The organism is Lysinibacillus sp. GW821-FHT14F06, assembly GCF_058803665.1.
The window spans coordinates 190,385-213,826 of sequence record NZ_JBXAPF010000007.1 but is presented as its reverse complement, the minus strand read 5'-3'; the positions used below and the strand labels follow the sequence as shown (position 1 = coordinate 213,826).

Below are 23,442 nucleotides of genomic sequence, written 5' to 3'. Positions count from 1 at the left end.
TTCTATTCTAAAAGTGCTAGGTTATTTGCTCATCGTGCACTATAATGAATTTGGCCTAACAATTATTACATAGGAGTACACATCATGAGATCTTTATTATCTTCCTACATCGCTTTATTCTTTGCCGTGTTTGCGTTATCTACCTCAGCTATTTTTGTCAAACTAGCTGATGCACCGCCAGCCATTACTGCATTTTATCGTCTATTTTTTGCTATGCTTATGCTAGCACCTTTTTTATTATTTAATAAACGTTTACGCCATGAACTTGTCAGCCTGACTACAAAGCAATGGGGGCTTGGCATTATTTCTGGTTTGTTTTTAGCATGTCATTATGTACTATGGTTTGCCTCATTAGAATATACATCTGTAGCTAGTTCTACTGTGATTGTTACACTACAGCCTTTATTTTCCTTAGTTGGTGGTTATTTTTTATTTAAAGAGCGTTTCTCAAAAGGTGCCATTGTTGGATGTTTTGTAGCGATTATTGGCTGCTTCATTATTGGTTGGCAGGATTTTCAAATTAGTGGCAAGGCACTTTACGGTGATATTCTGGCCTTTATCGCAGCAGGCATTATTACCGCTTACTTTTTTATCGGTCAATCGGTACGCAAGGATTTATCACTTGTTCCTTATTCTATTGTAGGCTATGGCAGTAGTTCTGTATTTTTAGCTGTTTATGCACTTATCATGCAGGAACCTTTTTTCCCTTATTCAGCCGATACATGGTGGGCACTTTTAGGGCTAGCCTTTATCGCAACGATTTTAGGTCAGACAATCTTTAATTGGTTGTTGAAATGGCTGAACACAACAATCATCTCCATGAGTATTTTAGGAGAAACGATTGGCACATGTATCCTCGCCTATTTTATTTTGGATGAAATGATCTCTCTCCAGCAGGCTATAGGGATTGTAGTGATACTCATTGGACTAGCCATCTTTTTAATGCTGCAACGAAAGCCACATGCATAGCTAATTGAATCACACACTAAAAAAAGAGCTTGGATTTTTGACCAAGCTCTTCTTAGGTAATTATTCTTGACTATCTTCGTTTCGTCTGTATTCTAAAATATCCCCTGGCTGACATTCCAAAGCCTCACAAATCGCCTCTAAAGTTGAAAATCGAATCGCCTTTGCTTTACCATTTTTCAAGATAGATAGATTTGCCATCGTGATGCCAACCTTTTCCGAAAGCTCTGTTACACTCATTTTCCGTTTAGCTAGCATTACATCAATATTAATTATCATCGCCATAGTAGTCACCTCAAACCGTTAAATCATTTTCTGATTTGATATCGATGGCATTTTTTAAGAGCTTTTGAAGCACTGCAGCAAAGACCGCCACGATAAAGGAAGCAAAAATGATGACCATACCGATGATAATAAGCCCAGGAGCATCATCTACTTCCGCAACATAGTATATCATTGGCATGCCTACCAAGTATAGACTACTAATAACGATTGCACAGTATTTGATATTAATTAAAGCTTTGACTGATCGTTCCGAAAAAGCAATATTTTGATCAATATAGCTTAAAAGTTTTATGGTCATATACAAGGCAACAAAATAAGCAATTGCCGTAGCATAGACAGCAATGACAGCCAATAAAGTTGTTTTTGGAAAATGCTGTGCGGCTTTCATAGCAACTCGAGGCACCACAAATACACATAAGGAAAGAACCGGCAATCCCATTAGAAAAACAGCGATCTTTAAAAAGAGTGTTTCACGTTTCAAAAAATACACCTCATCACGGATTTGTTGTAAGTTTGATTGTAGCACCTCTTTTATTGATTTACAATAAATTATTATCGATTTCAATATTATTTTTATTGTTTACTATTTACCCCTAAGCAGTTTACTATTCCATTTTTGAAGCAAAACAAAATGATGTACCTTCTTTACTTGACTCTAATGTATATTGTAGCTGAAGAACCCTAGCGATATCCTCGATAATCTGTAACCCTAATCCAGAATGTTTGTGATTTTTTTCAAAGCCAATTCCATTATCCATCATCTTAACCATTCCATTGTCAATCACAACCGTAAATTTTGTTGCTTTGGAATGTTTTAAAGTATTTTGAAACACATTATCAAACAAACGCTGTAACCATAATTCATTACTTACCCATGATAATTCTGCTACATTCAGTTGAAAGCTTAATTCAATAGATTGAATGTTAAATAAATAACGCCATTTGTTTATCATCGTCTCCAATAATTTAGGCAGACTCACTTCCTCTTTAATAATATAGGAGCTTTCTACTGTATCAATAGATTGTGAAGATAATTCATTGGTTAAGCTCGCAATATAGTAAATCTGCTCATTTAATGACTCTACCATATCTGGTTGGTCCTTAAGTGTTTCTTCTAAATAAAATAATTGTAATCGAATCGCTGTGAGTGGTGTATTGATATCGTGTCTTAGCTTTTGAAGAAGCTCCTTCTGCAAACTCTGTTGTTGCTCTAATTCTAGTTCCCGATAGGTTGTTCGCTCGATTAAAATATTGACCGATTTAATAAGCTGTCCTATTTCATCCTCACTGCCAACTTCTAATGTATGAGGTGTTCTTTCATCACTTGCTAAGTCACGAATTGCTTGATGGAGCATATTAATTTTTGTAAGCAATGAATTAATTGATTTCGAAAATAAAAAGGCTAGCACACCTAATGATAAAAAGAACACAACTAGCATCATTGGATAGGCAAATGATTCATGAAATGGGATGTCCTGATTTTTTGTTTTAAAGGCGAACTCATAGATTATGGACATCAACACACTTATTCCTAATAATACAATTGGAACACTGATAATAGCTGAAAATAATAGAATGCGATATTTTGTTTTTAATGTCATTGTCGTATATAGGTATTTAAACGATACCCTTCCCCGTAAATATTTTGAAGAATAGTACCTGTAGGATCATCCATTTTTGTCCTAATTTTTTTAATATGGACATTGATAATATTCTGATTTCGCTCCTCCAGTGGCCATAGATAGTCAATAAAATGATCCTTCGTTAACACTCTATCTCGATTGTCAAATAAATAAAAGAAGATTTTACGCTCAATAGCAGTCAAAACAATCTCCTCCTGGACATTATACTTAAAAACCTTACGCTGCTCTGTGTTAATCAAAAGATGTTGGATTTGTGTCAATGGTCCATAATGCTGCTTGAGCATTTTTTGCATTCGTAAAAGAAGCTCTCTCGGTTCAAAGGGCTTTGTCATATAATCTTCTCCAACCGTTAATCCCTCTAGCTTACTTTCAATGTCATTTCGAGCTGACAGAAAGATAATAGGAATAGGTAAGCCTAAGCTTTTAATAAACGTTGTAAGCTGATAGCCATCTTCTCCTGGGAGCATAATATCCATAATAACTAAATCAATTTGATGGATAATACTCCTAATATCTTTACCATTAGTTTTCCACACTACATCATAGCCTTCACGCTGGATTATTTTTTGCAGTAAATGACCAATCACTTGATCATCCTCTACGATTAAAATCGTAAAACCTTTCATTTTATCGACCTTTCTTTGCTGTCTACTTTATCTTTCATAAATACCATAGCAAGTTGATATATTTCATCAGGTCTATATAAATAAATGCTATGAGTACCTTTTACTTCTTTCATATCCGCCAAGTTTAATTGCTCAGCAAAATACTTGTAATCCTTGCGCTTTTGTTTTGTATATTTATTTTCCTCTGCAACCGCATCAATAAATAATATCGGCGTATTCTGAGGTTTTGGCAACATTTCTGATTGTAAACTATTTTCGTAGACTTGTAATAGCTCATTTTTCATATTATCATTAAAAAATTGTTTATAGGACAACGCTTGATAAATAGCTTTTTCTTCATCTGTTAAAAAGGTTTGCTTTATTACCTGTGGGTTATAAACTTGTGAAGATGTTAGACGATGTAAGCCTATTTTCGTTAATAGATTAATCCCCCTCACCATCCAAGTATCGATTATGCCCATTTTATGCTTCACATATTGACCTGGCAAACCAATATCAAGTGCAATAATTCCCTTGATTTCTTCAGGGTATTTTTGTGCCCAATAGATAGACTCAACACCAGAGATTGAATGTGGGACAAGTACATAGGGAGGCTTATTTCCACTTTGTAGAAGAGCGGCTCTCGTTTGCTCTAATATAGTATCAATATCCCGTTTATCATTTGTAACATCGCTAAAACCATAGCCTGCTCTTTCTATAACCGCAATTTTATGCTCCTGCGAGAATTTGCTATAAAGCCCTTTCATCTCATAAATGGGAGCGGCAATGCCAGAACCAGCCATAAAAATATAGGTGTCCTCACCGTCCCCCTCATTATAGACATTGATTTTATGGTGATCGACCTCAACCAATGTTCCCTTATTTTTCAAAATAGTTGCTTCTCTATGTAGCTGAATTTGATGAAACATACATATAGCAATTATACCAAGCAAAAAAAACGCTCCTACATACACTAAAACTTTTTTAATTTTTTTCATATAATGCTCCTTTCAATTGTTACTTGAAAGGATACACGGTAAAAATAAATTTCTGATTAATTTTTGTAGAAATTTATTTTTCATCAAAAAAAGCTGCCTAAAATTTTTAGACAGCTCCTACCTATTATTCTGGATAGATGGATTGAGTATAGATTACAGTGTGTTTAATAAGCGATTTTAAAATCTCCACATCTATATCTGATAGCTTATTAATATAAACACAGGATTTCCCAGTTGTATGTTTACCAAAATTCAATAACAAATTTTCTCGCTCAGGATCATCTGGTGCAAAATACAGACTGATTTTAGCCTTTCGCGGAGAAAATCCAGTTAAGGGTGCATCACCCTCATGCCCAGTTTTATATTTATAATGGTATTTACCAAATCCGATAATACTTAGCCCCCACATTTTTGCTTCATAACCAGTAACCTCAGTAAAAATATCCAAAAGTCGATAAGCATCTTCCCGTTTTTTAGGATTATCAACATTTTCAATAAATTCAATAACGCTTTGATCGGTTTCTTGTGTTTTTAATTCGTACATGTGGGTACCTCACCTTCTATGGTGGTATTTTCATTTATCATAGCATGACATCAATCTAATAAAAACTATTTATCCGCATATTGATTCAGTGGCAATTTATACGCCTGTTGAATAGGAATAAACCGCATTCATCTTGATATCTATAGTGGTGAATGTATTCTGAACCTGACGCTTCTATTTCGGTACAAAAACATCTGTTGAATGAAGATAAAATTCCACTGTGATACTTTACTCTACTTGCTCTAGTAAAAGTTTTTGTTGGAGATTACGATAAATACCATGATATTGCATTAGCTGCTGATGATTTCCCTGCTCGACAATTTCTCCCTGCTGAATTACGAGAATTTGATCAGCACTCTCGATGGTTTTTAAACGATGTGCAATTACAAAGCTCGTGCGTCCCTGCATTAAATGTTGTAAGCCCTTTTGAATATCGACCTCTGTTTGCGTATCGACGCTGGATGTCGCTTCATCTAAAATTAAAATATCTGCATTTTCCAAAATTGCCCGGGCAATAGCAAGTAATTGACGTTGTCCCTGACTTAAATTTGCGCCTCCCGCATGTACTGGTGTATCATACTGAGCTGGTAAATATTTAATAAAATTATGAGCATTGGCTATTTTTGCCGCTTCCTCTACCTCTGCGTCTGTTGCATCTAGCTTACCAAAACGAATATTTTCCCGAATAGTCCCAGAAAATAAATACGTGTCCTGCAGAACGACCCCTACTCTTTGACGAATTGTGGCCATTTTATAATTCTCAATATTTTGACCATCAATCAAAATTTCACCACTATCTACATCATAAAAGCGTGTAAGTAAATTGATAATAGTCGTTTTTCCTGATCCTGTAGGTCCAACTAGTGCTATAGTGTCACCAGCTTTAGCATGAAAGCCTATATTTTTTAGAACGGGCTTCCCTGGTAAATAACTAAAGGACACATGTTGAAATATCACATCTCCTTTTAAAGATTGGATATCAATTGCATTTGGTTTATCTGCTACCTCTGATGGTTCATCTAAAATTTCAAAAACACGCTCTGCTCCTGCAATTGCTGATTGAAAGGTATTCAATAGATTGGACAACTGATTTAGCGGACGGAAAAATTGGCGTGTATACGTGACAAATGCCGCAATGATACCAACTGAAACAATTCCTTGCACCGATAAAAATGCCCCTGTGCCAATGACAACCGCTAGACCCAGGTTATTCATAAAGTTATTAATTGGACCAAGCAGACCTGACGTAATTTCTGCTCGCTGTGCCGAGTTGCGTAAATCTTCATTTTGTTGATGGAATGTGTCAATTGTTTGCTTTTCTTTCCCAAAAAGTGTGACAACTTCCGCCCCTGTAATCATTTCCTCAATATAGCCATTAAGCTTGCCTAAATCACGTTGACGCGCTGCATAGTTTTTACTGCTTCGTTTCACAATTTGCTTTGTCGTAAAAACAATCAGAGGAATAATAATTAATGTGACAATGGCTAACTGCCAGCTAAGAGAAAACATCGCAATGCTGACACCAATCACTGTTAAAACGGATGAAACAATTTGGGTCACACTTTGTGCAAGGGCCGTATTTAAATTATCAATATCATTCGTGACACGGCTCATTAAATCACCAAGTGCACGCTGATCAAAAAATCTAAGTGTGAGTGTTTGAATTTTTCTAAATAATTCCATTCGTAATGAACGGATGGTTTTCATCGCTACATGAATCATAACGTATGTTTGTAGCCAGGTAAAAATAGAAGCGATTGTAAAAATGACGGCTAAGACAATGCCAAGACGAATCGTTCCAGCAACGTCCTTTTTCATAATATAGTCATCAACGATATGTCCAATCATATATGGGCCTACTAAGCTTAAAAACGTAGAGGCGATGACAAAAAATATAGAGAAATACAGTCCTATTTTTTGCTGCTTCACATATTCCCATACACGGTATATTGTGACCCTTTGATTTTTAGCCTTTTCCACTGGACCACCCATACGAGGACCACGTCCAAAATTCATTTGCTTTGGTTGACTTTGACTCATAATTGTTCACCAGCCTTTTGCTGTGAAGCATAGATTGCTTGATAGGTTTTATTACTCTGTAATAATTGTTGATGTGTGCCTTGCCCAACAATTTCACCATCTTCTAACACAAGAATGACATCTGCCTGCTGAATCGAAGCGATTTTTGAGGCGACGATAAATGTTGTGGTATGTTGATAGTGTTCATGAATGGCTTGTTGTACATGTTTTTCGGAGGCACTATCCAATGCGGATGTTGTATCATCCAGCACTAATATAGCTGGTCGCCTGATAAGCGCACGGCTTAAGGCTAGTCGTTGCTTTTGTCCACCAGAAAGATTCGTTGCACCCTGTGATAATTTGTGTGCGATGCCTTGACCAAGTCGTTCCACAAATTCAGTGGCACACGCTGCATCCAATGCTTTTTGTATTTCCACAGATGTGGCATTTTCCTTTCCTACACGGATATTTTTCTCAATCTCGCCTGAGAACAGCAATGCTTTTTGGGATGTAAAACCAATATGCTCACGTAAAGTTGACAATGCATACGCCTTTAGCGGCTTTCCATCCAAGCGTATTTCACCACTAGTAGGGTCGAATAAACGAGGTAAAAGTTTTACTAGTGTGGATTTTCCACTTCCCGTTTTGCCGATGAGACCAATTGTTTGCCCTGGTTTCACGGAAAAGGTAATGTTTTTGAGGACATCCTCAGCTGTATCATAATAACGATAGCTGACATTTTGAAAATCAATTGCACCATGGATTGCAGTAGCAATTGCATTTTCTGCTTCCTTCACTGTAACTTCCTTATTTAAAACATCTATGATGCGTTCGCCAGAAGGAATTGCACGGGCAATTTGCATCAGCACCATGCTTGAGGACATCAAGCCATTCAAGATGATTGTTAAATAATTGATGAAAGCTAGTATAACCCCTACCTGTAATGTTCCTGCCTCTACTTTAAGTGCCCCAAGCCAAAGTGCTGCGACAATGCCAAGGTTGACCACAAACATAGTAAAGGGTACAAGCACACCAACAATTTGCTCGGCTGTAATAAAACGCTGTGTCAATGCATCATTATGTTTACTAAATTGTTCAATTTGCTGTGTTTCACGACGAAAGGCTTTGATAACACGAATTCCTGCTAAATTTTCCTGTAGCTTTGTATTCACACCATCAATTGCCTCTTGCACTCTGCGATATAGCACACCTGAATATTTCGTAAAAAAGTACATGGCTATGATTAAAATTGGTACAATAATCAGCAGTATGGAAAATAGCTCGCGAGCAGTTACAAAGACAATAATAACTGCACCAATAAATAGCAGTGGCCCACGCACAAAAATACGCAACGTCATCATAAACGCACGTTGAATACTTTCCACATCACTCGTTAATATCGTAATAAGCTTTCCTGTTGTGAAATTATCACGTTCCTTTGCTGAATAAGTCATTATTTTCTCATACAATGACTGGCGAACATCAGAAGCAAAATGAATCGCTGCCTTTGAACTATAATATGAACAACCAATTCCTCCAAAAAGTCCAAGGACCGCACTTATTAGCATCCATATGAACATTTTCAGCACATATGGATTATCGCCATTAGCAATGCCTGTATCAATCATATGCTGCATAATTGTGGGCTGAAGTAAATCCATTGTTACCTCAAGCACCATCAGTAGTGGTGCAATCAATGTAAAAAATTTATAGGGTCCTAAATAGCCCCCTAATTGTTTAATTGCCTGCATTCCTTCGTCTCCGTTCCTCTGTTAAATCATTCGTTTTTCATTATAACTAAAAATCCATACCCAATTGATAGAAATTTTCGAGTCACGTATTGATGTAGTGTACAATCAACCAGAAGTTTAGTTCTAGCCGTATATCCCTATGTATAATTGATTCACTGTCTAATCGTTAGCCTCTCCTACTATCCGATCGCCGCTGCTTTGCTTGGGTGGCAATCAACCGCTCTTTCATTCAACTTCAGACTAATAAGAGCTTCTTTCTGCACACAATTGTATACAAAAGTATACAAAACGTCAATATCAACCTAATCTCTACCTAAAAAAGCCACGCAAGCTATTGCTCACGTGGTTTCATTTTATAAATCATCAAAGCCATTATCTTCTACATTAACTTTTACATATTGACGGGATCGTTGCTCAAAGAAATCCGTTTTGCCTAAATCCACATCTTCATACGCCTTAATCCATTTTAATGGGTTCTTACGATAGCCCTCAAACGGACGATCAACACCGAGCTGATTACAGCGTACATTGGCATAGAAATGCACATAATCGTGAACATCCTCCACATCAAGGCCCTCAATTTTATCACCAATGACCTCATTGGCCCAATCAATTTCAAGCTGAACTGCTTCTCGGAAGATATCCTGTACACGAGCATTGCGCTCAGGTGTATCGTATTCTGGATATTCCTCTAATAGCTCCTGATAAATTTTCACAAATAAATCGACATGGAGTTGCTCGTCACGATTAATATAATTAATCATCGTGGACGTTGCAACCATTTTTTGATTACGTGCTAAATGATAGAAGAATGCAAAGCCCGAATAGAAAAATAGTCCTTCTAAAATAACATCATAGACAATCGCTTCTAACATATTTTCAACTGTTGGTTCTTCTGAAAAAGCACGGTAGCCCTTAATGACAAAATCATTACGGCGTTCAAGAACGGGTTCTGTTCGCCAAAAATCAAATGTTCGATCCTGCTCGTCTTTGTTGACTAGACTGGATAGTACATATGAATAGGAATGGTTATGAATAACCTCCTGCTGTGCCAAAATAATCATCAGGGCATTTAAGCTTGAATCCGTTAAATAGTCGGCAACTTTGCCTGCAAAATCAGTTTGAACACTATCTAAAAGGGCTAATAGTCCAATAATTTTCAAAAATGATTCTTGCTCATCTTTTGTAAGCTCTGGAAAATGCTTGACATCATTGCTCATATTAATTTCAAAGGGTGTCCAGAAGTTGCCTAGCATTTTTTTATATTTCGGATAGGCCCAGCTAAAGCGCACATCATCCCAATTTAAAATATTGGAGGAACGGCCGTTTACTATCCCTGTGGAACGGTTCGGTGCCTCTTTATCCATAATTTGTCGTTTCGTAATTGTTGTCATTATTTTATCCTCCTAGCTTGCACAAGACTCACATTCTAATAATTCTACAGATGTTGAGCGTACATAATAGGTCGTTTTCACACCACTGGCCCAAGCATTCATATGCAGTGCAAGCAAATCCTTCGCCTTAATCGTATTTTGTACATATAAATTAAGTGAAATGCCTTGGTCGATATGGCGTGCACGTGCTGCATTTTGCTTAATTGTCCAATTTTGATCGATGAAATAGGCAGATTTATAGTACCAAGTTGTTACTGGTGATAAATCAGGCACTGTGACTGGAATTTTGTAATCCTTTTTCTCTTCTGAATAGCTCTTTTGGAAAATCGGATCAATCGTTGCTGTACTGCCCGCTAAAATTGATGTTGATGAATTTGGAGCAACCGCCATAACATAGCCATTGCGCATACCTTCTTTCGCCACAGCCTCACGTAAAGCATTCCACTTGTCACTGTTATAGTCACGCTTTTCAAAGTAGGCACCAGTTTGCCAATCAGAACCTTCAAATAAAGGATATGCGCCTTTTTCACTTGCTAATGCGGTAGAAGCACGAATCGTTAAGTAGGCAATTTCTTCATATAGCTTGTCCGCAAATTCTACCGCTTCTTCAGATTCCCACTGTATTTCCTTCAGCGCTAATAGATGGTGCCAGCCAAATGTGCCAAGCCCAATACCACGATAGCGTAAGTTTGTGCGTTCTGCTTGCTTCACAGGAATAGTATTTAAGGCAATAACGTTATCTAACATACGTACTTGAATTGGAATTAAACGTTCTAATACATTGGCAGGTACAGCTTTTCCTAGATTAATAGAGGACAAGTTACAAACCACAAAATCTCCAGGCTTGCGACGAGTCACGATGACATCATCTTCTAGTGTGATGGATTCAAATTCAGTGGGTGACATATTTTGGAATATTTCGGTCCTTTTCTTCAACTAGGTTCGCTAAACCTAATCCGTTCCTTTAAGAACTGCTGCATATCACTATGCAGAGGAGACTATATCATCATCCTCAGCTCTACCTGTAGGATGCTCCGCTTTTCCCTTTATGAATTATCCCTTTAGTGGGCCTCGCTTGAGGGGTACTCTACTCGCTTCTTCACTCATATTTTTCAATGAGCTATGCTTTCGATAGTCGTTAGGCTTTTACTTTTGATTTAGTAAAATATGGTCAGGGAAATTTTGAGAATTCATTCTGTATCTCATTGCATGTGTTGAAATACCATAATGCTTAGCAGCTTCTGTTATGGAATCAAATACTTGATTTCCCACTTTGCAAGGGTAGCCATTAATTTTAAGTTCCTTTTTCGGCATTACTCGTTTATACGCTGGAAAATTATCTGAATTTAGTCTGTAATTGATTGTACTAATTCCTATTTTTAATTGATCTGAAGCAGATGTCACAGATTCATAATGAACATCATCAATGATGATATGTTTTGAGTTGGCTTTTTTCACTGATTCAATCATTTTATTCGTTTTAGGTTTTCCAAATTGATGATTGCCTTCACCAGTCATTTGCTTAACTCTCTGTTTCCTAATTGCCTCTTTATTTGGATGAAAAGTAAAGATATCTCCACCAATTGACGTAATCTTAATGTTGTAATATTCAGTAGAGTTGACAACATCAAAATAATTCAAATAATATTCTTCCAATTCATTTAATTCTTCCTCGGAATAAGCATTACAAATAATTTTTCTCTCAAAATTTTCTTTACCATATTTTTTAATGGCTCTTTTCAAATATACTCCTGATCCTAAATAATTTTCCCAGTTATTTACGCGACCATATATACATTTTCCAATATACTTTTTACCATTTATTTTATTTGTCGTTACATAAATGAACCCATATTCTTTAGAAATAACAACCACTCCTAAAAACGAATATTTGTTCTGTTGTATAAAACTCCAAATATTTAATCAAAAGATTTAGCACGGTGGGTTATCACTGAGTGACTTTCCCCGTTTAACGGAGTTTTCGACAATCATTTCTGATTGAAGGTGCTACAATTAACACAAATTTGAACTATAAATCATTCCTTCATGCTTATTCGGATTCATGCGGTTCACTTCATCTCGATAGAACATGAAAGGTACGCCTGTTTCTAACTGTGAGCGCATAATTCGCTTCATAATATCGATGGCAGGGACGACTTCACGGCTTAATAATGGGTTAGCGATACATTCGGCATATTTCGTTCGGAAGGATCCATTGCCTTTCGTTTCATCATAGAAATCCTCTAATGAGAAGCCCATCACCTCACGTACTTCGTGTGGGTCAAATAAGTGCCAATCTTCACGTGCTTCCACTGCTTCCATAAATACATCTGGTAAGCACAGTCCTGTGAAAATATCATGCGCACGTAAACGCTCATCCCCATTATTTAAACGTAAATCTAAAAATGTAAAAACATCCTTATGCCAAACATCTAAATAGACAGCGATGGCCCCTTGACGTTGGCCTAGCTGATCAACAGAGACGGCTGTGTTATTTAATTGCTTAATCCATGGTAGTACCCCACTTGAGGCACCCTTGAAGCCTTTAATGGACGAGCCGCGGCTACGGATTTTGCCCATATATACACCGATACCACCGCCGTATTTAGAAAGTGTTGCCACATCTGTATTCGTATCGTAAATACTTTGTAAGCTGTCATCCACTGTATCAATAAAACAACTCGACAGCTGACCATGTGTCTTCCCTGCGTTTGATAATGTGGGTGTTGCCACTGTCATATATAAATTACTCATCGCCCAGTAAGCTTCTCGAACTTTTTCAAGACGATTTTCTGTTTCATCCTGCATTAATGTCATGGCGATGACCATCCAGCGTTCTTGTGGAAGCTCTACTGGTGTTTTAGTATAATCACGCACCACATAGCGATCCATTAATGTCTTTAAGCCAATATACGTAAACAACTCATCTCGGCTAGGCTCTAAATAGCTTGCTAATTCCTGAAGCTCATGCTCACTATATTTTGTTGTTAAGCTTTTATGATACAAGCCAGCTTCTGTATAACGTGCTAATTGTGCTGGGAAAACCTGATAAACATCCTTTGGTGAAACACCACGGCGCATCGCAAATTGATCGTATAATTTTTCTAAATAGATGTGCGCGGCTACAAATGTCCAGTATGGCTCCTCCTCGTCAATCAGACTAAGTGTTTGAAGAATCATTGCATCTGCCCATGCCTCAAATGTGGCATTATCATTTTTTCGCAGCCAACGATCCGATAACCTGACAAAGCTTTCAAGCTCATCTTCCGTGTAGCTTTTCATTAACTTAGTCATTTGCTGCTCGATTTGAATTGTCATTGTACATATTCTCTCCTTTTCTATCTCCAGACAACACAAAAAGCGATCATGCAACATCTTATCGGTTACATGATCGCTGTAAAATCAGAAATGGAAATGAAGGACAGGCACACAAAGAAGTGTGCAAATCTCTCGCCTCCACTTCTCAACCCCCGAAGAATGTGTTGCTGTCTTGAACAATGCGGCAGGTCTCCTGGCTCATGCCTCTTTCAAATAATCACCTTCCCGTTTTAAAACAGTGGCCTCTTGATCATTTGTCAGCACTTACAGTTGCGGGGACAGCTTCGGCTAAAGATGACTCTTGCTCCGAATTCCCTTTTAAACCATATTGGTACCGCTTGTCCAAAATACTATATATTGTGTTTTAACTCCTAAACAAATCTAACATATTGTGTTTAGTGTTGCAATAGGTGTTTCGCCCCTTGCAAGTTTTAAAGCGTTACTTTTTCTCGAAGCAAGCCCAATTACAATGCAGTTTTACGTAGTTTTTCAAAATTTCTAGAAAAAATTTTTTGTGCCAGTTGCTCTTTTTCTGAATGTATCCCAAGTAATACCACTGTACTAGGCCCAGCACTTTTCTCAATATTTAAGTCACTTTCAACATGTATGCTGCCAAAAAGTCGAGTAAATTCTGCTTGCAGGCCCTTTGATCCGACTGGCCAAACTTGCTGAACGATATCCTCATTCCATGCACGATAAATAGCTTGAAGCTGTGCAACATCCTCGGGCTGCGCAAGGACTTCGTTTCCTACAAGTGGCAGTCCATACGTATACCAACAAAGATGCTCAAGTTCATTGGATGTACGTTTTTGCGGCTCGCCAAGCATTGTAACTGATAAAGCCGATTGTAAAGTTGGCATATTGGATTCCGTACTACCATCTATCTGCGGGCATATTAGACCAGCCTCCTCAAAAACCTGCTGTATGCCAGCTACATAACTAGACCATGCAGTATCTCCAGAAAAATTTGCTAATATAATATGCTTAGGTAAAGCATTTGCTGTAAGCTGCTCTAAAAAGGTAACACGTGCTGTAAAGTAAGCCGTGAGTTTATTTGAAGCGGACACAATATCTTGTGGCTTTTCACCAATTGCTGCAGCATTATCTGTAGTTGCAATAAGCCCACCTATGTTAACTGCATTTCTCAATGTACTCGCCCGTCCTTACGTAGAAACACCTTAGAGAGTATTGGCATGACAATTGCAACAATAACTAGATTAATAAGAGTTGCCAACGGAAGACTAGTTAGCGACGCCCAATAGAATGCTGGACTTATAATAAAGTAAAATGGTAATGGTGCTACCACACCATTAAAAAAAAGTGCCACAGGCCATTTCCAGAAATGCATACCTTTTTTATGCATCATTCCAAAAATCCAGACAACGATAAACATTTCTGCTGCGATAATTATATGTAATGGTCCGAATGGGAATCCAGTCGTTAAGGCTGTAATAAAATGCCCAATGCCCCCTGCAACTCCTGCGAATACTGGCGATAAAAATACGACACTTAAAAATGCAGGGGCAGAGTCCAACGCAGCAGTCGATATAATTGCTGGAATTTTAATCATCGCTCCAACAGCACAAATGGCAGCTACCATAGCAGTGAACGTCAACTTCGTCAATCTTTGTCGATTCATTCCATTTCCTCTTTTCTGTCTTATTTAATTTGCTCTGCGATACCGTACCAAATGCGCACGACACGTTCTGCTTTAGCAAATAAAGCTTGATACAAGCGCCCACAAGTATCACGTAGTAATCTTGTCTGCTTTTCCATCGGCACAACCCCGCGCCCCATATCAGTAACTACGATATACAATGTCCTATTTTCTTCTAGAGCCTGTAGTCTTGTTAACATGGTTTTGACAAGATTCTCATCCTCCTCAAGATTTTGTGTAACAAGCCACTTTTCCAAGCCTTTTATAACTAATACATCACACACAGGGATAGATTTAGGCAGATAACCATCAACTAACACCACCTCTTGATCTCCAAGCAATGTCATAACATAGTCGGTTTTTCCATTATAGGCGCCTCCGATAAAGACATGCATCTATTTCCCTCCTCCCAAGCTTTCCTTGAAAATGTTAAGGTAAACAATTTATCATGTGGTACATTGTACGACCAAAAGGACTGCTCCATTGGGGCAAATTCTACAAGCAATGCTCGAATAACGCCACCATGTGCGACAACATAATAGTCATCTTCATCCTTTGGTAGTGCAGAAAAACCATCCTTCACACGTTGACAAAATGCAGCAAAGCCTTCCCCATTCGGTGGAGGAGACGAAACAGGATCATCTAACCATGCACAATACCGACGATCAGATTTTAACTCCTCATATGTTTTTCCTTCAAACTCCCCAAAATTGGACTCTCGAAATCGCCAATCAGCTATGTAAGCAGCATTCGGAAAATAATGAGCAGCCGTTTCTCTACAACGTCGTAAATCACTGCCATATACTTTCATAGCATTTTTATCTACTATTGGTAGTCTAGATGTATCAGCTAATGATGAGTCCGTCCAGCCAAGATAACGCTTTTCCAAATTTTCTTTTGTTGGTGCATGCCTCATTAAACGCACAATAACAGTGTTACCCACAATACAACCTCCATTCCCTCAATGGAAGCGCCAAGTAAATCACCAGAAACGCCGCCAAAGTTGCGTAGTGTAAATTGCCGAAAAACCACAAGAGCCATAGCTAAAACCGCTAGAAGCACTATTGGTACAAATGTAAAGCCTACAATAAGGAAGATGATTGTATAGGCTACAATTAATGAGACAAGCATGAAACCAACTAGTACATGTTGCTTAATATGGGATTTAAAAAAGTAGGCAAGCCCTTTTTCTTTTGAACATTTCAGTGACATAAAATAAAAGCTCATTCCTACTCTCGTTAATAATGGAACAAAAATAAGCATCCAGAGTGCGAACTTATGCTGTACGAATAATTCATGCAGTATCACAAATTTTCCAAGCACTAAAAATAACACAGAAAGTACACCAAATGCACCCACACGCGGATCATCCAAAATTTCAAGCCGCTTCTCACGATCCCGATACGAAAAATAGGCATCTCCCATATCAATAAAACCGTCTAAATGTAAACCCCCAGTGAATAAAGCGAATAGTCCAATAATCACAAAGGACAGTAATATCTCACTGCTCGCCGTCCATTCCGTTAAGCTATAGATCACTGCCGCTGTTGCAGTACCCATTAATGCACCTACCCATGGTAAAAAGGCGAACATCCCTGTAACAGTTCCTTTTGTTAAAGATAATTCTTTATGTACTGGCAAAACCGTAAAAAATTGAAATGCAAGTAATAGACTATGCCAGAAATTTTTCATCGTTTTGCCTTCCTTCATTTTAGTTTAAGAACATTATTTCCATTTTTTTACGATACTATAATTTATTTCATAGGCTTCATCTGCCACCGAAACAAACCATTGATGTAAATTCCCTAGCATTTGTCGGTATAATTCTACCTCCTCATTAAGATATGGAGGCTCATCAAATAATTCATTGGATACAACTATAAGCGTGATCTTTTTATCAAGTAATGCTTTTACAGCTATTTTTAAATCACTTAGCTTCTCCTCTAAGCAGCCTGGTTGGTCTACACACGGCTTTCCTTTATCAAAGCCCTCATAGAATGCATTTGTTAGCCATGTTGTGACGCAATCCCATAATACAACATCACCATCCCTTAGACTTTGGAGCGAAGCTACCATCTTATATGGGGCTTCAATAGTCAGCCAATGGATACGATGAGTCCGTCTATCAGCCTGATGACGTTGTATTCGTTTCTCCATTTCACGATCCAGTGCAATTCCAGACGCAATATAAATAAGGCGCAATGCTTGCACCGCTTTCGTCTGATAATGCTCTATCGCCGTTTTTTCTGCAAAATGGGATTTACCACTGCGTACTCCACCAGTTATGAAAATCAATGGCAATGTAAACACCTCCTATTGCAGATGATTAATGGTACCTATCTCTTTCACATGCCATTGCTGTTCAACATGTTCAATTATTGTAACACTTGTACCATTGATAAACGGCTCTGCCCATAGCTGATTTATACTGCGTTCTAAAATGGCATTAATAATGCATTTAATTGTGACAGCATGAGAAACAATTAAGACATTTTCTTGTGGATATTTTTCTGCAATTTTCTTAAGGGTAAACATTGCCCGTTCTGTCACTGCATCAAAGCTTTCAGTATGAGTAGCAACGAATTGAGCAGGGGATTTCGTATATAATTCATACTCTGAGCAGTGTGTTTTTAGAATATCCTCAACCGTTTTACCCTGCCAGTCTCCTAAATAAATTTCTCGTAAATCGTTTTCATAAAATGTTGGGAGCTGGCGATCACCAACAAGAATATGCAGCGTCTCCATTGCCCGGCCACTTGAACTACTAAATGCTGCAGCAATAGATATATTCTTTAAATATTTTTGTAGCTTTTCTGCATGTAAAACACCCACTTCGGTTAATGGTGAATCTAACCACCCCTGTAAACGATGCTCCTTATTCCACATCGTTTCACCATGTCTTACTAGATAAAATGTTGTCACTCTTCTCACTCCTAATTTGCTTTAAACCAAGTCTGCAAACAGTTATGTAAATAAGTCATAGCCGTAATATCTTTTATACCAATTCGGAACCATTCGCCATTTAATCCTAGAAAATTTTTAGTATGACGCAGTACAACACCCTTCGATAAACAATACGTAAAAAAGGCATCTGCTGACTGATGTTTAGGTAATGCAAAACATATATAATTGGTTACACTGTTTGTTACCTGACAACCATTTTCTTGTAAATAACATTGTAATGTTTCTCGCTGGTTCCTTGCATAGGTAATAGCTTGCTGACAATAGTGTTGTTCATCTAAACAGCCTGCGCCTATAACAAGTGCAAAGGCATTTAAATTCCAATGGGCAAGCATACCCTTTAGCTCTCCTACAACAGCTGGGTCCGCAACTAAATAGCCCAATCGCAACCCTGGAATAGCATACATTTTTGTCATCGAACGTACAACAAGCACATGAGGGTTTTTCGCTACGTGTCCGATTAAAGAGTACCCCTCATCCACCCAGTCTATAAAGGCTTCATCAATAACAAGCTCACAATTTACGTTTGCTCCATGAATAATTAACTGTTCTAGCTCTACTTTTTGAGGTAGCACACCTGTCGGATTATTGGGCGTACAAATATAAAGAGCATCTGCATTTACCATTTCTCGCTTTAGTTTCTCCATCGGTAATGCATATTGAACAATATCCTCTACGATAATCGGCACAATATTTGCGCCAACTGCTTGCAATGTTCGTTCATATTCAGAGAAAGTTGGATGAACGATGATAACACGCTTACAAGCATAGCGTCTAGCCAATACAGTAAAAAGCTCAGATGCCCCATTACCAAGTAAAATAGAATCTTTTATCACATGATGAAAAGCTGCAACCTTTGTAAGGAATGGCTCACCATCTGGATCAGGATATCGTTGAATAAGCGGATAAAATGTTCGCCAGCGTGCCTCCACAAATGGCGGTGGCCCTGCAGAATTAACATTTTCGCTAAAATCATAGACATCTTCTGGCATAACGAGCCCTAATTGCCGATAGACATTTTGTGGATTCGCTCCATGATTAGGTAATTGCAAATATTAACACCTCCACTGCTAACATAACAAGTGTAAAGAGCAATGTCGCTATTCTCATATGTACAACAGATGTTGCGATATGCTCCTTTGTTAAGGGGATTAATTTTTCCCCCATAATTGCTCGGTGTGAAACAACCCCTTGGTAGGTGTTTCTACCACCTAGCTGTGCCCCTAATTGCACAGCTGTTGCTGCCTCTAAATAGCCACTGTTTGGGCTGGGATGCTTCTTTGCATCCTGTGCCCAACGTTTTAGGCGTTTTCTAAGGGATACATCTGTTTCATTTTTTGTACCCAATACAATGAGTAGGCCTGTGATACGACTCGGAATAAAATTAAGAACATCATCGAGCTTCGCAGAGAACATGCCAAAGTCTTTATATTTATCATTTTTATAGCCAACCATCGAATCTAATGTGTTTACAGCCTTATAGCCCCATAAGCCAACGGCACCAAATAAAAAAGCATAAAATAATGGTGCTGTTACACCATCACTTGTATTTTCTGACACGGTTTCCACGACACCACGCACAATCTCGTCCTCACCTAGATTATCGGTATCACGGCCAACAATCCAAGATAGCTTCTCACGAGCTTCTGCAAAATCCCCCCTAACAAGAGGTTCATATACTGCCATTGCAGCATCCTTTAGGCTACGCTGAGCCAGTCCAATACCAATAAGAAGCCCTTCCACCATAATTCCCAATAGCAAGCTAATTTGGTAGCTTACTAATAGAATAGCTGTCACTACAAACATGGTTGTGCCCACAACAGCAAGTGCCATGACCATGCCACGGAATTTTCTCATCTTCCCTTTATTCCATAATTCCGTTTGAGATTGAATAAGCTTTCCAATCCAACGAACTGGATGAGGCAATTTAGGAGGATCACCCACTAATAAATCAAAAACAAGCCCGATGATACAGGCAATGACCAATGCCATCATCTTGAATTCTCCTCTTTATCTTTTTTATATTTTTGAATTGCCTCTCGCATTGTCGTATACACACCATGACCTATAACTTTGCCTAGCATCGTAATTGGACCCGCATATTGATGGTACTCCCCTTCCTCTGTTGAGGCAATAAGCAAACTATCTGTTGAGGTACCAGTAGCTTGTGTACCAGTTGTAGGGTCAATAATACCTTCATCAAAAATGGCCTTAACCTTTGCCTCTGTTGTAGAGATCATCGCCTGAAATAATGCCTCATCTGATAGTTTTCCATTAATCAGGACCCAAGTATTAATTGTACCCGCATGATACTGCTCCTGCCGATGATAGGCACGCGTAATATCTACGGCATTGCCGAGTCCAGCCGTTATCATAATGACTAGGTGGATTCCTTCATCAGTAAATTCCCGAATTGTAGCAAATTTAGCATAGACAGCAGTCATCATTGCCACTGTGTTATCATTTGGAAAGCCCTCATTTTGTAAAAATTGTTGTAATTCCAAATGTGGCATCCGTTCATCATATGTATATGGCACTGATCGATTCATGAAATGTGTGTAATAGCCAAAGCCTGGATTGTGCATAGCTGAGGATACGACCTTCATCGGTGAAGCTGCTTGTAGAGCAACATAATGTTCGAAAATATGAATATCTTCCTTACGAAGTATGGGCATTATATCGCCTCCTAGTAAACTCAAAATTAGTACAATTATTTATGATGATTGCAGCCATAAAAAAACAAATTCTTACAAAGAAGAATTTGTACTGTCCATTTTTAAATTAATAAATAACTTCAAATTTGAAACTTCTGAATTTTTGTACAGCATCACAACTTCATACTACTCAAACTATTTATTTTCTTTGAAATTGTATCATAAATTTATGTTTTAAAACAATTTAATTTCTTCATATGACTCATTGTCTTTGTTTTAAATTTTTAAAACGAATAACGGACCCAGCAATGATAAATATCCAACCAATGCCGATATAGACAAATTTCATAGTTTTTGTCGAGGATGGTAAAACATCCATGATTGTTAGACAAACAAATAGTATCCCAATCACTGATAACAGCATACCAAATGATAAATTTTTCAACAGAAAGCCCTCCTATCTATGTACGTCCTCGATTTTACCGTATTCTAGCTAAAAAGAAAACACTAATCCAGGTAAGGATTAGTGTTTATTTCCTTATGCTTGCACATGTGCAAAAAATTCTCCATAAAGTGCTTGTAAAATTTTGTTTTCAAATTCTTGGAGTACACCGAAAACTAGACTTACTTCAGATGAACCCTGATTAATCATCTCAATATTTGCACCTGTTTTGGAAATCGCCGTAGCTGCACGTGCAGCTAAACCTGTATTGTTTCGCATACCTTCGCCCACAATAACAATCATTGAAAAGCCATGACGCATTTGCACATCATCTGCCTGCAATTCATTTTTCACGCGTGTCAAAATGCGTGCTTCATTGTCTGGTGTTAATTGATTGGAACGCATAATGACAGAAATATCGTCTAAACCAGATGGTGTGTGTTCATATGAAATATTTTCATCCTCTAAAATTTGTAGCAGCTTACGTCCAAAGCCTACTTCACGATTCATTAAATATTTAGAGACATATAAAGTTGAAAAGCCACTGTCTGCCGAGATACCTGTAACTGGACGACCTGTTGCAGGACGGCTTGGTACGATACGAGTACCTGGGGCTGATGGATTATTTGTATTTTTTATGTTAACTGGCACCCCAATCTTGTAGACAGGCATCAACGCTTCATCATGGAACACGGAAAAGCCTGCATAGGATAATTCGCGCATTTCGCGATACGTAATTTCTTTAATTTCCACTGGATCATTCACGACTTTCGGATTCGCAGAGAACACACAATCCACATCCGTAAAGTTTTCATAAAGCTCTGCTTCCACAGCTGCTGCGAGAATAGAGCCTGTAATATCAGAGCCACCACGGTCAAATGTACGCAATACGCCCGCTTTAGTGTAACCGAAGAAACCTGGGAAAACAATAATTTCTTTTGTGTTTTTAAGTGGTGCTAAATTGATATATGCTTCAGGTAATGCATAAGTGCGTTCTGGTAAATCATTGACCACTAATCCCTCTTTTGGACTTACATATCGTGCCGGCATACCAATTGAATTGAAATAGGCTGCGATAAGCTTAGCATTATTGTCTTCACCTGCCGCTTTAATGCTATCAATAAATAATTCCTTATTGGATTTATCGCCCTGTACACGTTCACGTAAATCCTCCGCAATCACGTCACAAATGGCATTATCTAATGCCAAACCATCTGCAATTGCCTTAAAACGGTTGACCACAGTTTGGACTTTCTCTTCAGTATCTTCATTTTTTACGGCTGCCATTGCTAAATGAATTAATAAATCAGTTACTTTTATATCATCCCCAGAGCGTTTCCCTGGTGCTGAAACGGCAACGATTTTACGTGCCGGATTAGATTTTACAATGTTTGCTACTTTTTGAATTTGTTCTGCACTTGCTACAGATGTTCCACCAAATTTACATACGATCATATCTATCAAATCCTAACTATTTAAAGTAATTGTATGCCTCCAAAAAACAATTGAATGTACACAGTGTACAAATTATCGTTCCTCACGTCAATACAATTTAAAAAATTCACGCAATTTACCGATAGAAAATGGACAATTTTCGCACTGTTTGATTTATTATACGGATTTCATATGAAATAGTTAAGGTTTTTACAAATTTTTTTTATGAAATTCATATATTCGTACAAATCTTTGTCTGAATTAGCTTAAATCGTCTAGTTTTCGGAAATTATCGTCATTAGGACATGTAATAGCTTTACTAAATTTTTTGCAAGATTCTACCCCTGATTTTGTTCCCATTTTGACAGAAATGTAATGGCTTTCTTCTATTATAAATAAAAGAAAACGCTTACCTCATTATGATATGCAGAGAAAATAGTGATGTTTGTGCTATTTTAAACATTGGCAGAGGTTTTCTAGGGACACTGAGCTGTTCTTTGGGCTACACGAGCGGTTTTCTCGGGGACCTGAGCGATTCTTCGAGCTACCCGAGCAGTTTTTTTGGGGACCTGAGCTGTTCTTTGGGCTATCCGAGCGGTTTTCTCGGGGACCTGAGCGACTCTTTGGGCTACCCGAGCAGTTTTTTCGGGGACCTGAGCGACTCTTTGGGCTACACGAGCAGTTTTCTTGGGGACCTGAGCGATTCTTTGGCTTACGTGAGCGATTCTTTGGGCTACACGAGCGGTTTTCTCGGGGACCTGAGCGACTCTT

Annotated in this window: 24 protein-coding genes, 2 pseudogenes and 1 riboswitch; of the genes and pseudogenes, 2 read left to right on the top strand and 24 right to left on the bottom strand. The window is 38.1% G+C overall.

The window, feature by feature from the left end; all coding sequences use genetic code 11:
- Nucleotides 1-84 precede the first annotated feature (84 nt).
- A complete protein-coding gene (locus tag AC1RNS_RS09340) occupies nt 85-969 on the top strand; it encodes a DMT family transporter (protein WP_492992116.1) in 885 nt (294 codons plus the stop codon).
- A gap of 60 nt (nt 970-1,029) precedes the next feature.
- Here AC1RNS_RS09340 and AC1RNS_RS09335 read toward each other — a convergent pair whose 3' ends face one another.
- From AC1RNS_RS09335 to AC1RNS_RS09220, 24 genes and pseudogenes are all read right to left on the bottom strand, one after another.
- Nucleotides 1,030-1,251, bottom strand: coding sequence for a helix-turn-helix domain-containing protein (locus tag AC1RNS_RS09335; RefSeq protein WP_492992114.1), 222 nt, complete (start codon nt 1,249-1,251; stop codon nt 1,030-1,032).
- Nucleotides 1,252-1,261: 10 nt separating this feature from the next.
- Nucleotides 1,262-1,690, bottom strand: coding sequence for a DUF2975 domain-containing protein (locus AC1RNS_RS09330; RefSeq protein ID WP_492992137.1), 429 nt, complete (start codon nt 1,688-1,690; stop codon nt 1,262-1,264).
- 166 nt (nt 1,691-1,856) lie between these two features.
- Complete coding sequence (locus AC1RNS_RS09325) at nt 1,857-2,852, bottom strand: sensor histidine kinase (protein WP_492992112.1); 996 nt, start codon at nt 2,850-2,852, stop codon at nt 1,857-1,859.
- Nucleotides 2,849-3,520, bottom strand: a complete 672-nt coding sequence (locus AC1RNS_RS09320; protein ID WP_492992111.1) for a response regulator transcription factor — start codon at nt 3,518-3,520, stop codon at nt 2,849-2,851. Before AC1RNS_RS09320 ends, AC1RNS_RS09325 begins: the two co-directional genes overlap by 4 nt.
- Nucleotides 3,517-4,497 (bottom strand): alpha/beta fold hydrolase, encoded by a 981-nt coding sequence (locus AC1RNS_RS09315; RefSeq protein WP_492992109.1) that lies wholly within the window; start codon nt 4,495-4,497, stop codon nt 3,517-3,519. Before AC1RNS_RS09315 ends, AC1RNS_RS09320 begins: the two co-directional genes overlap by 4 nt.
- Nucleotides 4,498-4,621: 124 nt before the next feature.
- The gene (locus AC1RNS_RS09310; protein ID WP_492992108.1) at nt 4,622-5,041 is read right to left on the bottom strand and encodes a DUF1801 domain-containing protein; all 420 of its coding nucleotides are present in this window, start codon (nt 5,039-5,041) and stop codon (nt 4,622-4,624) included.
- 228 nt (nt 5,042-5,269) lie between these two features.
- Entirely contained in the window at nt 5,270-7,081 is a 1,812-nt protein-coding gene (locus tag AC1RNS_RS09305; RefSeq protein WP_492992107.1) for an ABC transporter ATP-binding protein, read from the bottom strand.
- The gene (locus tag AC1RNS_RS09300) at nt 7,078-8,811 is read right to left on the bottom strand and encodes an ABC transporter ATP-binding protein (RefSeq protein WP_492992106.1); all 1,734 of its coding nucleotides are present in this window, start codon (nt 8,809-8,811) and stop codon (nt 7,078-7,080) included. The genes AC1RNS_RS09305 and AC1RNS_RS09300 overlap by 4 nt, the downstream gene beginning before the upstream one ends.
- A 353-nt stretch (nt 8,812-9,164) precedes the next feature.
- Entirely contained in the window at nt 9,165-10,205 is a 1,041-nt protein-coding gene (locus AC1RNS_RS09295; RefSeq protein ID WP_492992104.1) for a ribonucleotide-diphosphate reductase subunit beta, read from the bottom strand.
- A gap of 12 nt (nt 10,206-10,217) precedes the next feature.
- Nucleotides 10,218-11,129, bottom strand: a pseudogene (locus AC1RNS_RS09290) (ribonucleotide reductase barrel domain-containing protein); the annotation flags it as partial.
- A gap of 222 nt (nt 11,130-11,351) precedes the next feature.
- The gene (locus AC1RNS_RS09285) at nt 11,352-12,080 is read right to left on the bottom strand and encodes a hypothetical protein (protein ID WP_492992103.1); all 729 of its coding nucleotides are present in this window, start codon (nt 12,078-12,080) and stop codon (nt 11,352-11,354) included.
- Between the two features lie 141 nt (nt 12,081-12,221).
- Nucleotides 12,222-13,523 (bottom strand): annotated as a pseudogene (locus AC1RNS_RS09280) (ribonucleotide reductase barrel domain-containing protein); the annotation flags it as partial.
- A gap of 165 nt (nt 13,524-13,688) precedes the next feature.
- Nucleotides 13,689-13,877, bottom strand: a riboswitch (cobalamin riboswitch).
- Between the two features lie 110 nt (nt 13,878-13,987).
- A complete protein-coding gene (locus AC1RNS_RS09275) occupies nt 13,988-14,671 on the bottom strand; it encodes a hypothetical protein (RefSeq protein WP_492992102.1) in 684 nt (227 codons plus the stop codon).
- The gene (locus tag AC1RNS_RS09270) at nt 14,668-15,162 is read right to left on the bottom strand and encodes an ECF transporter S component (protein ID WP_492992101.1); all 495 of its coding nucleotides are present in this window, start codon (nt 15,160-15,162) and stop codon (nt 14,668-14,670) included. The genes AC1RNS_RS09275 and AC1RNS_RS09270 overlap by 4 nt, the downstream gene beginning before the upstream one ends.
- Nucleotides 15,163-15,182: 20 nt before the next feature.
- Complete coding sequence (locus tag AC1RNS_RS09265; RefSeq protein WP_492992100.1) at nt 15,183-15,575, bottom strand: bifunctional adenosylcobinamide kinase/adenosylcobinamide-phosphate guanylyltransferase; 393 nt, start codon at nt 15,573-15,575, stop codon at nt 15,183-15,185.
- Nucleotides 15,524-16,123: a histidine phosphatase family protein gene (locus AC1RNS_RS09260; RefSeq protein WP_492992099.1), complete on the bottom strand. Its 600-nt coding sequence runs from the start codon at nt 16,121-16,123 to the stop codon at nt 15,524-15,526. Before AC1RNS_RS09260 ends, AC1RNS_RS09265 begins: the two co-directional genes overlap by 52 nt.
- The gene (cobS, locus tag AC1RNS_RS09255) at nt 16,096-16,872 is read right to left on the bottom strand and encodes an adenosylcobinamide-GDP ribazoletransferase (protein ID WP_492992097.1); all 777 of its coding nucleotides are present in this window, start codon (nt 16,870-16,872) and stop codon (nt 16,096-16,098) included. The genes AC1RNS_RS09260 and cobS overlap by 28 nt, the downstream gene beginning before the upstream one ends.
- A 33-nt stretch (nt 16,873-16,905) precedes the next feature.
- Nucleotides 16,906-17,490 carry a bifunctional adenosylcobinamide kinase/adenosylcobinamide-phosphate guanylyltransferase gene (locus AC1RNS_RS09250; RefSeq protein WP_492992095.1) on the bottom strand — a complete coding sequence of 195 codons (585 nt, stop codon included), beginning with the start codon at nt 17,488-17,490 and terminating at the stop codon, nt 16,906-16,908.
- Between the two features lie 3 nt (nt 17,491-17,493).
- The gene (locus AC1RNS_RS09245) at nt 17,494-18,102 is read right to left on the bottom strand and encodes a histidine phosphatase family protein (RefSeq protein ID WP_492992094.1); all 609 of its coding nucleotides are present in this window, start codon (nt 18,100-18,102) and stop codon (nt 17,494-17,496) included.
- An 11-nt stretch (nt 18,103-18,113) separates the two neighbouring features.
- A complete protein-coding gene (locus AC1RNS_RS09240) occupies nt 18,114-19,193 on the bottom strand; it encodes a pyridoxal phosphate-dependent aminotransferase (protein WP_492992092.1) in 1,080 nt (359 codons plus the stop codon).
- Entirely contained in the window at nt 19,180-20,136 is a 957-nt protein-coding gene (gene cbiB / locus AC1RNS_RS09235; protein ID WP_492992091.1) for an adenosylcobinamide-phosphate synthase CbiB, read from the bottom strand. The genes AC1RNS_RS09240 and cbiB overlap by 14 nt, the downstream gene beginning before the upstream one ends.
- Nucleotides 20,133-20,816, bottom strand: coding sequence for an adenosylcobinamide amidohydrolase (locus tag AC1RNS_RS09230; protein WP_492992090.1), 684 nt, complete (start codon nt 20,814-20,816; stop codon nt 20,133-20,135). The genes cbiB and AC1RNS_RS09230 overlap by 4 nt, the downstream gene beginning before the upstream one ends.
- A 241-nt stretch (nt 20,817-21,057) precedes the next feature.
- The gene (locus AC1RNS_RS09225) at nt 21,058-21,240 is read right to left on the bottom strand and encodes a hypothetical protein (RefSeq protein ID WP_427538205.1); all 183 of its coding nucleotides are present in this window, start codon (nt 21,238-21,240) and stop codon (nt 21,058-21,060) included.
- A gap of 93 nt (nt 21,241-21,333) precedes the next feature.
- Nucleotides 21,334-22,692 (bottom strand): aspartate kinase, encoded by a 1,359-nt coding sequence (locus AC1RNS_RS09220; RefSeq protein ID WP_492992088.1) that lies wholly within the window; start codon nt 22,690-22,692, stop codon nt 21,334-21,336.
- 476 nt (nt 22,693-23,168) lie between these two features.
- Here AC1RNS_RS09220 and AC1RNS_RS09215 point away from each other — a divergent pair.
- A partial coding sequence (locus AC1RNS_RS09215; protein ID WP_492992087.1) for a hypothetical protein occupies nt 23,169-23,442 on the top strand: 274 nt, incomplete at its 3' end.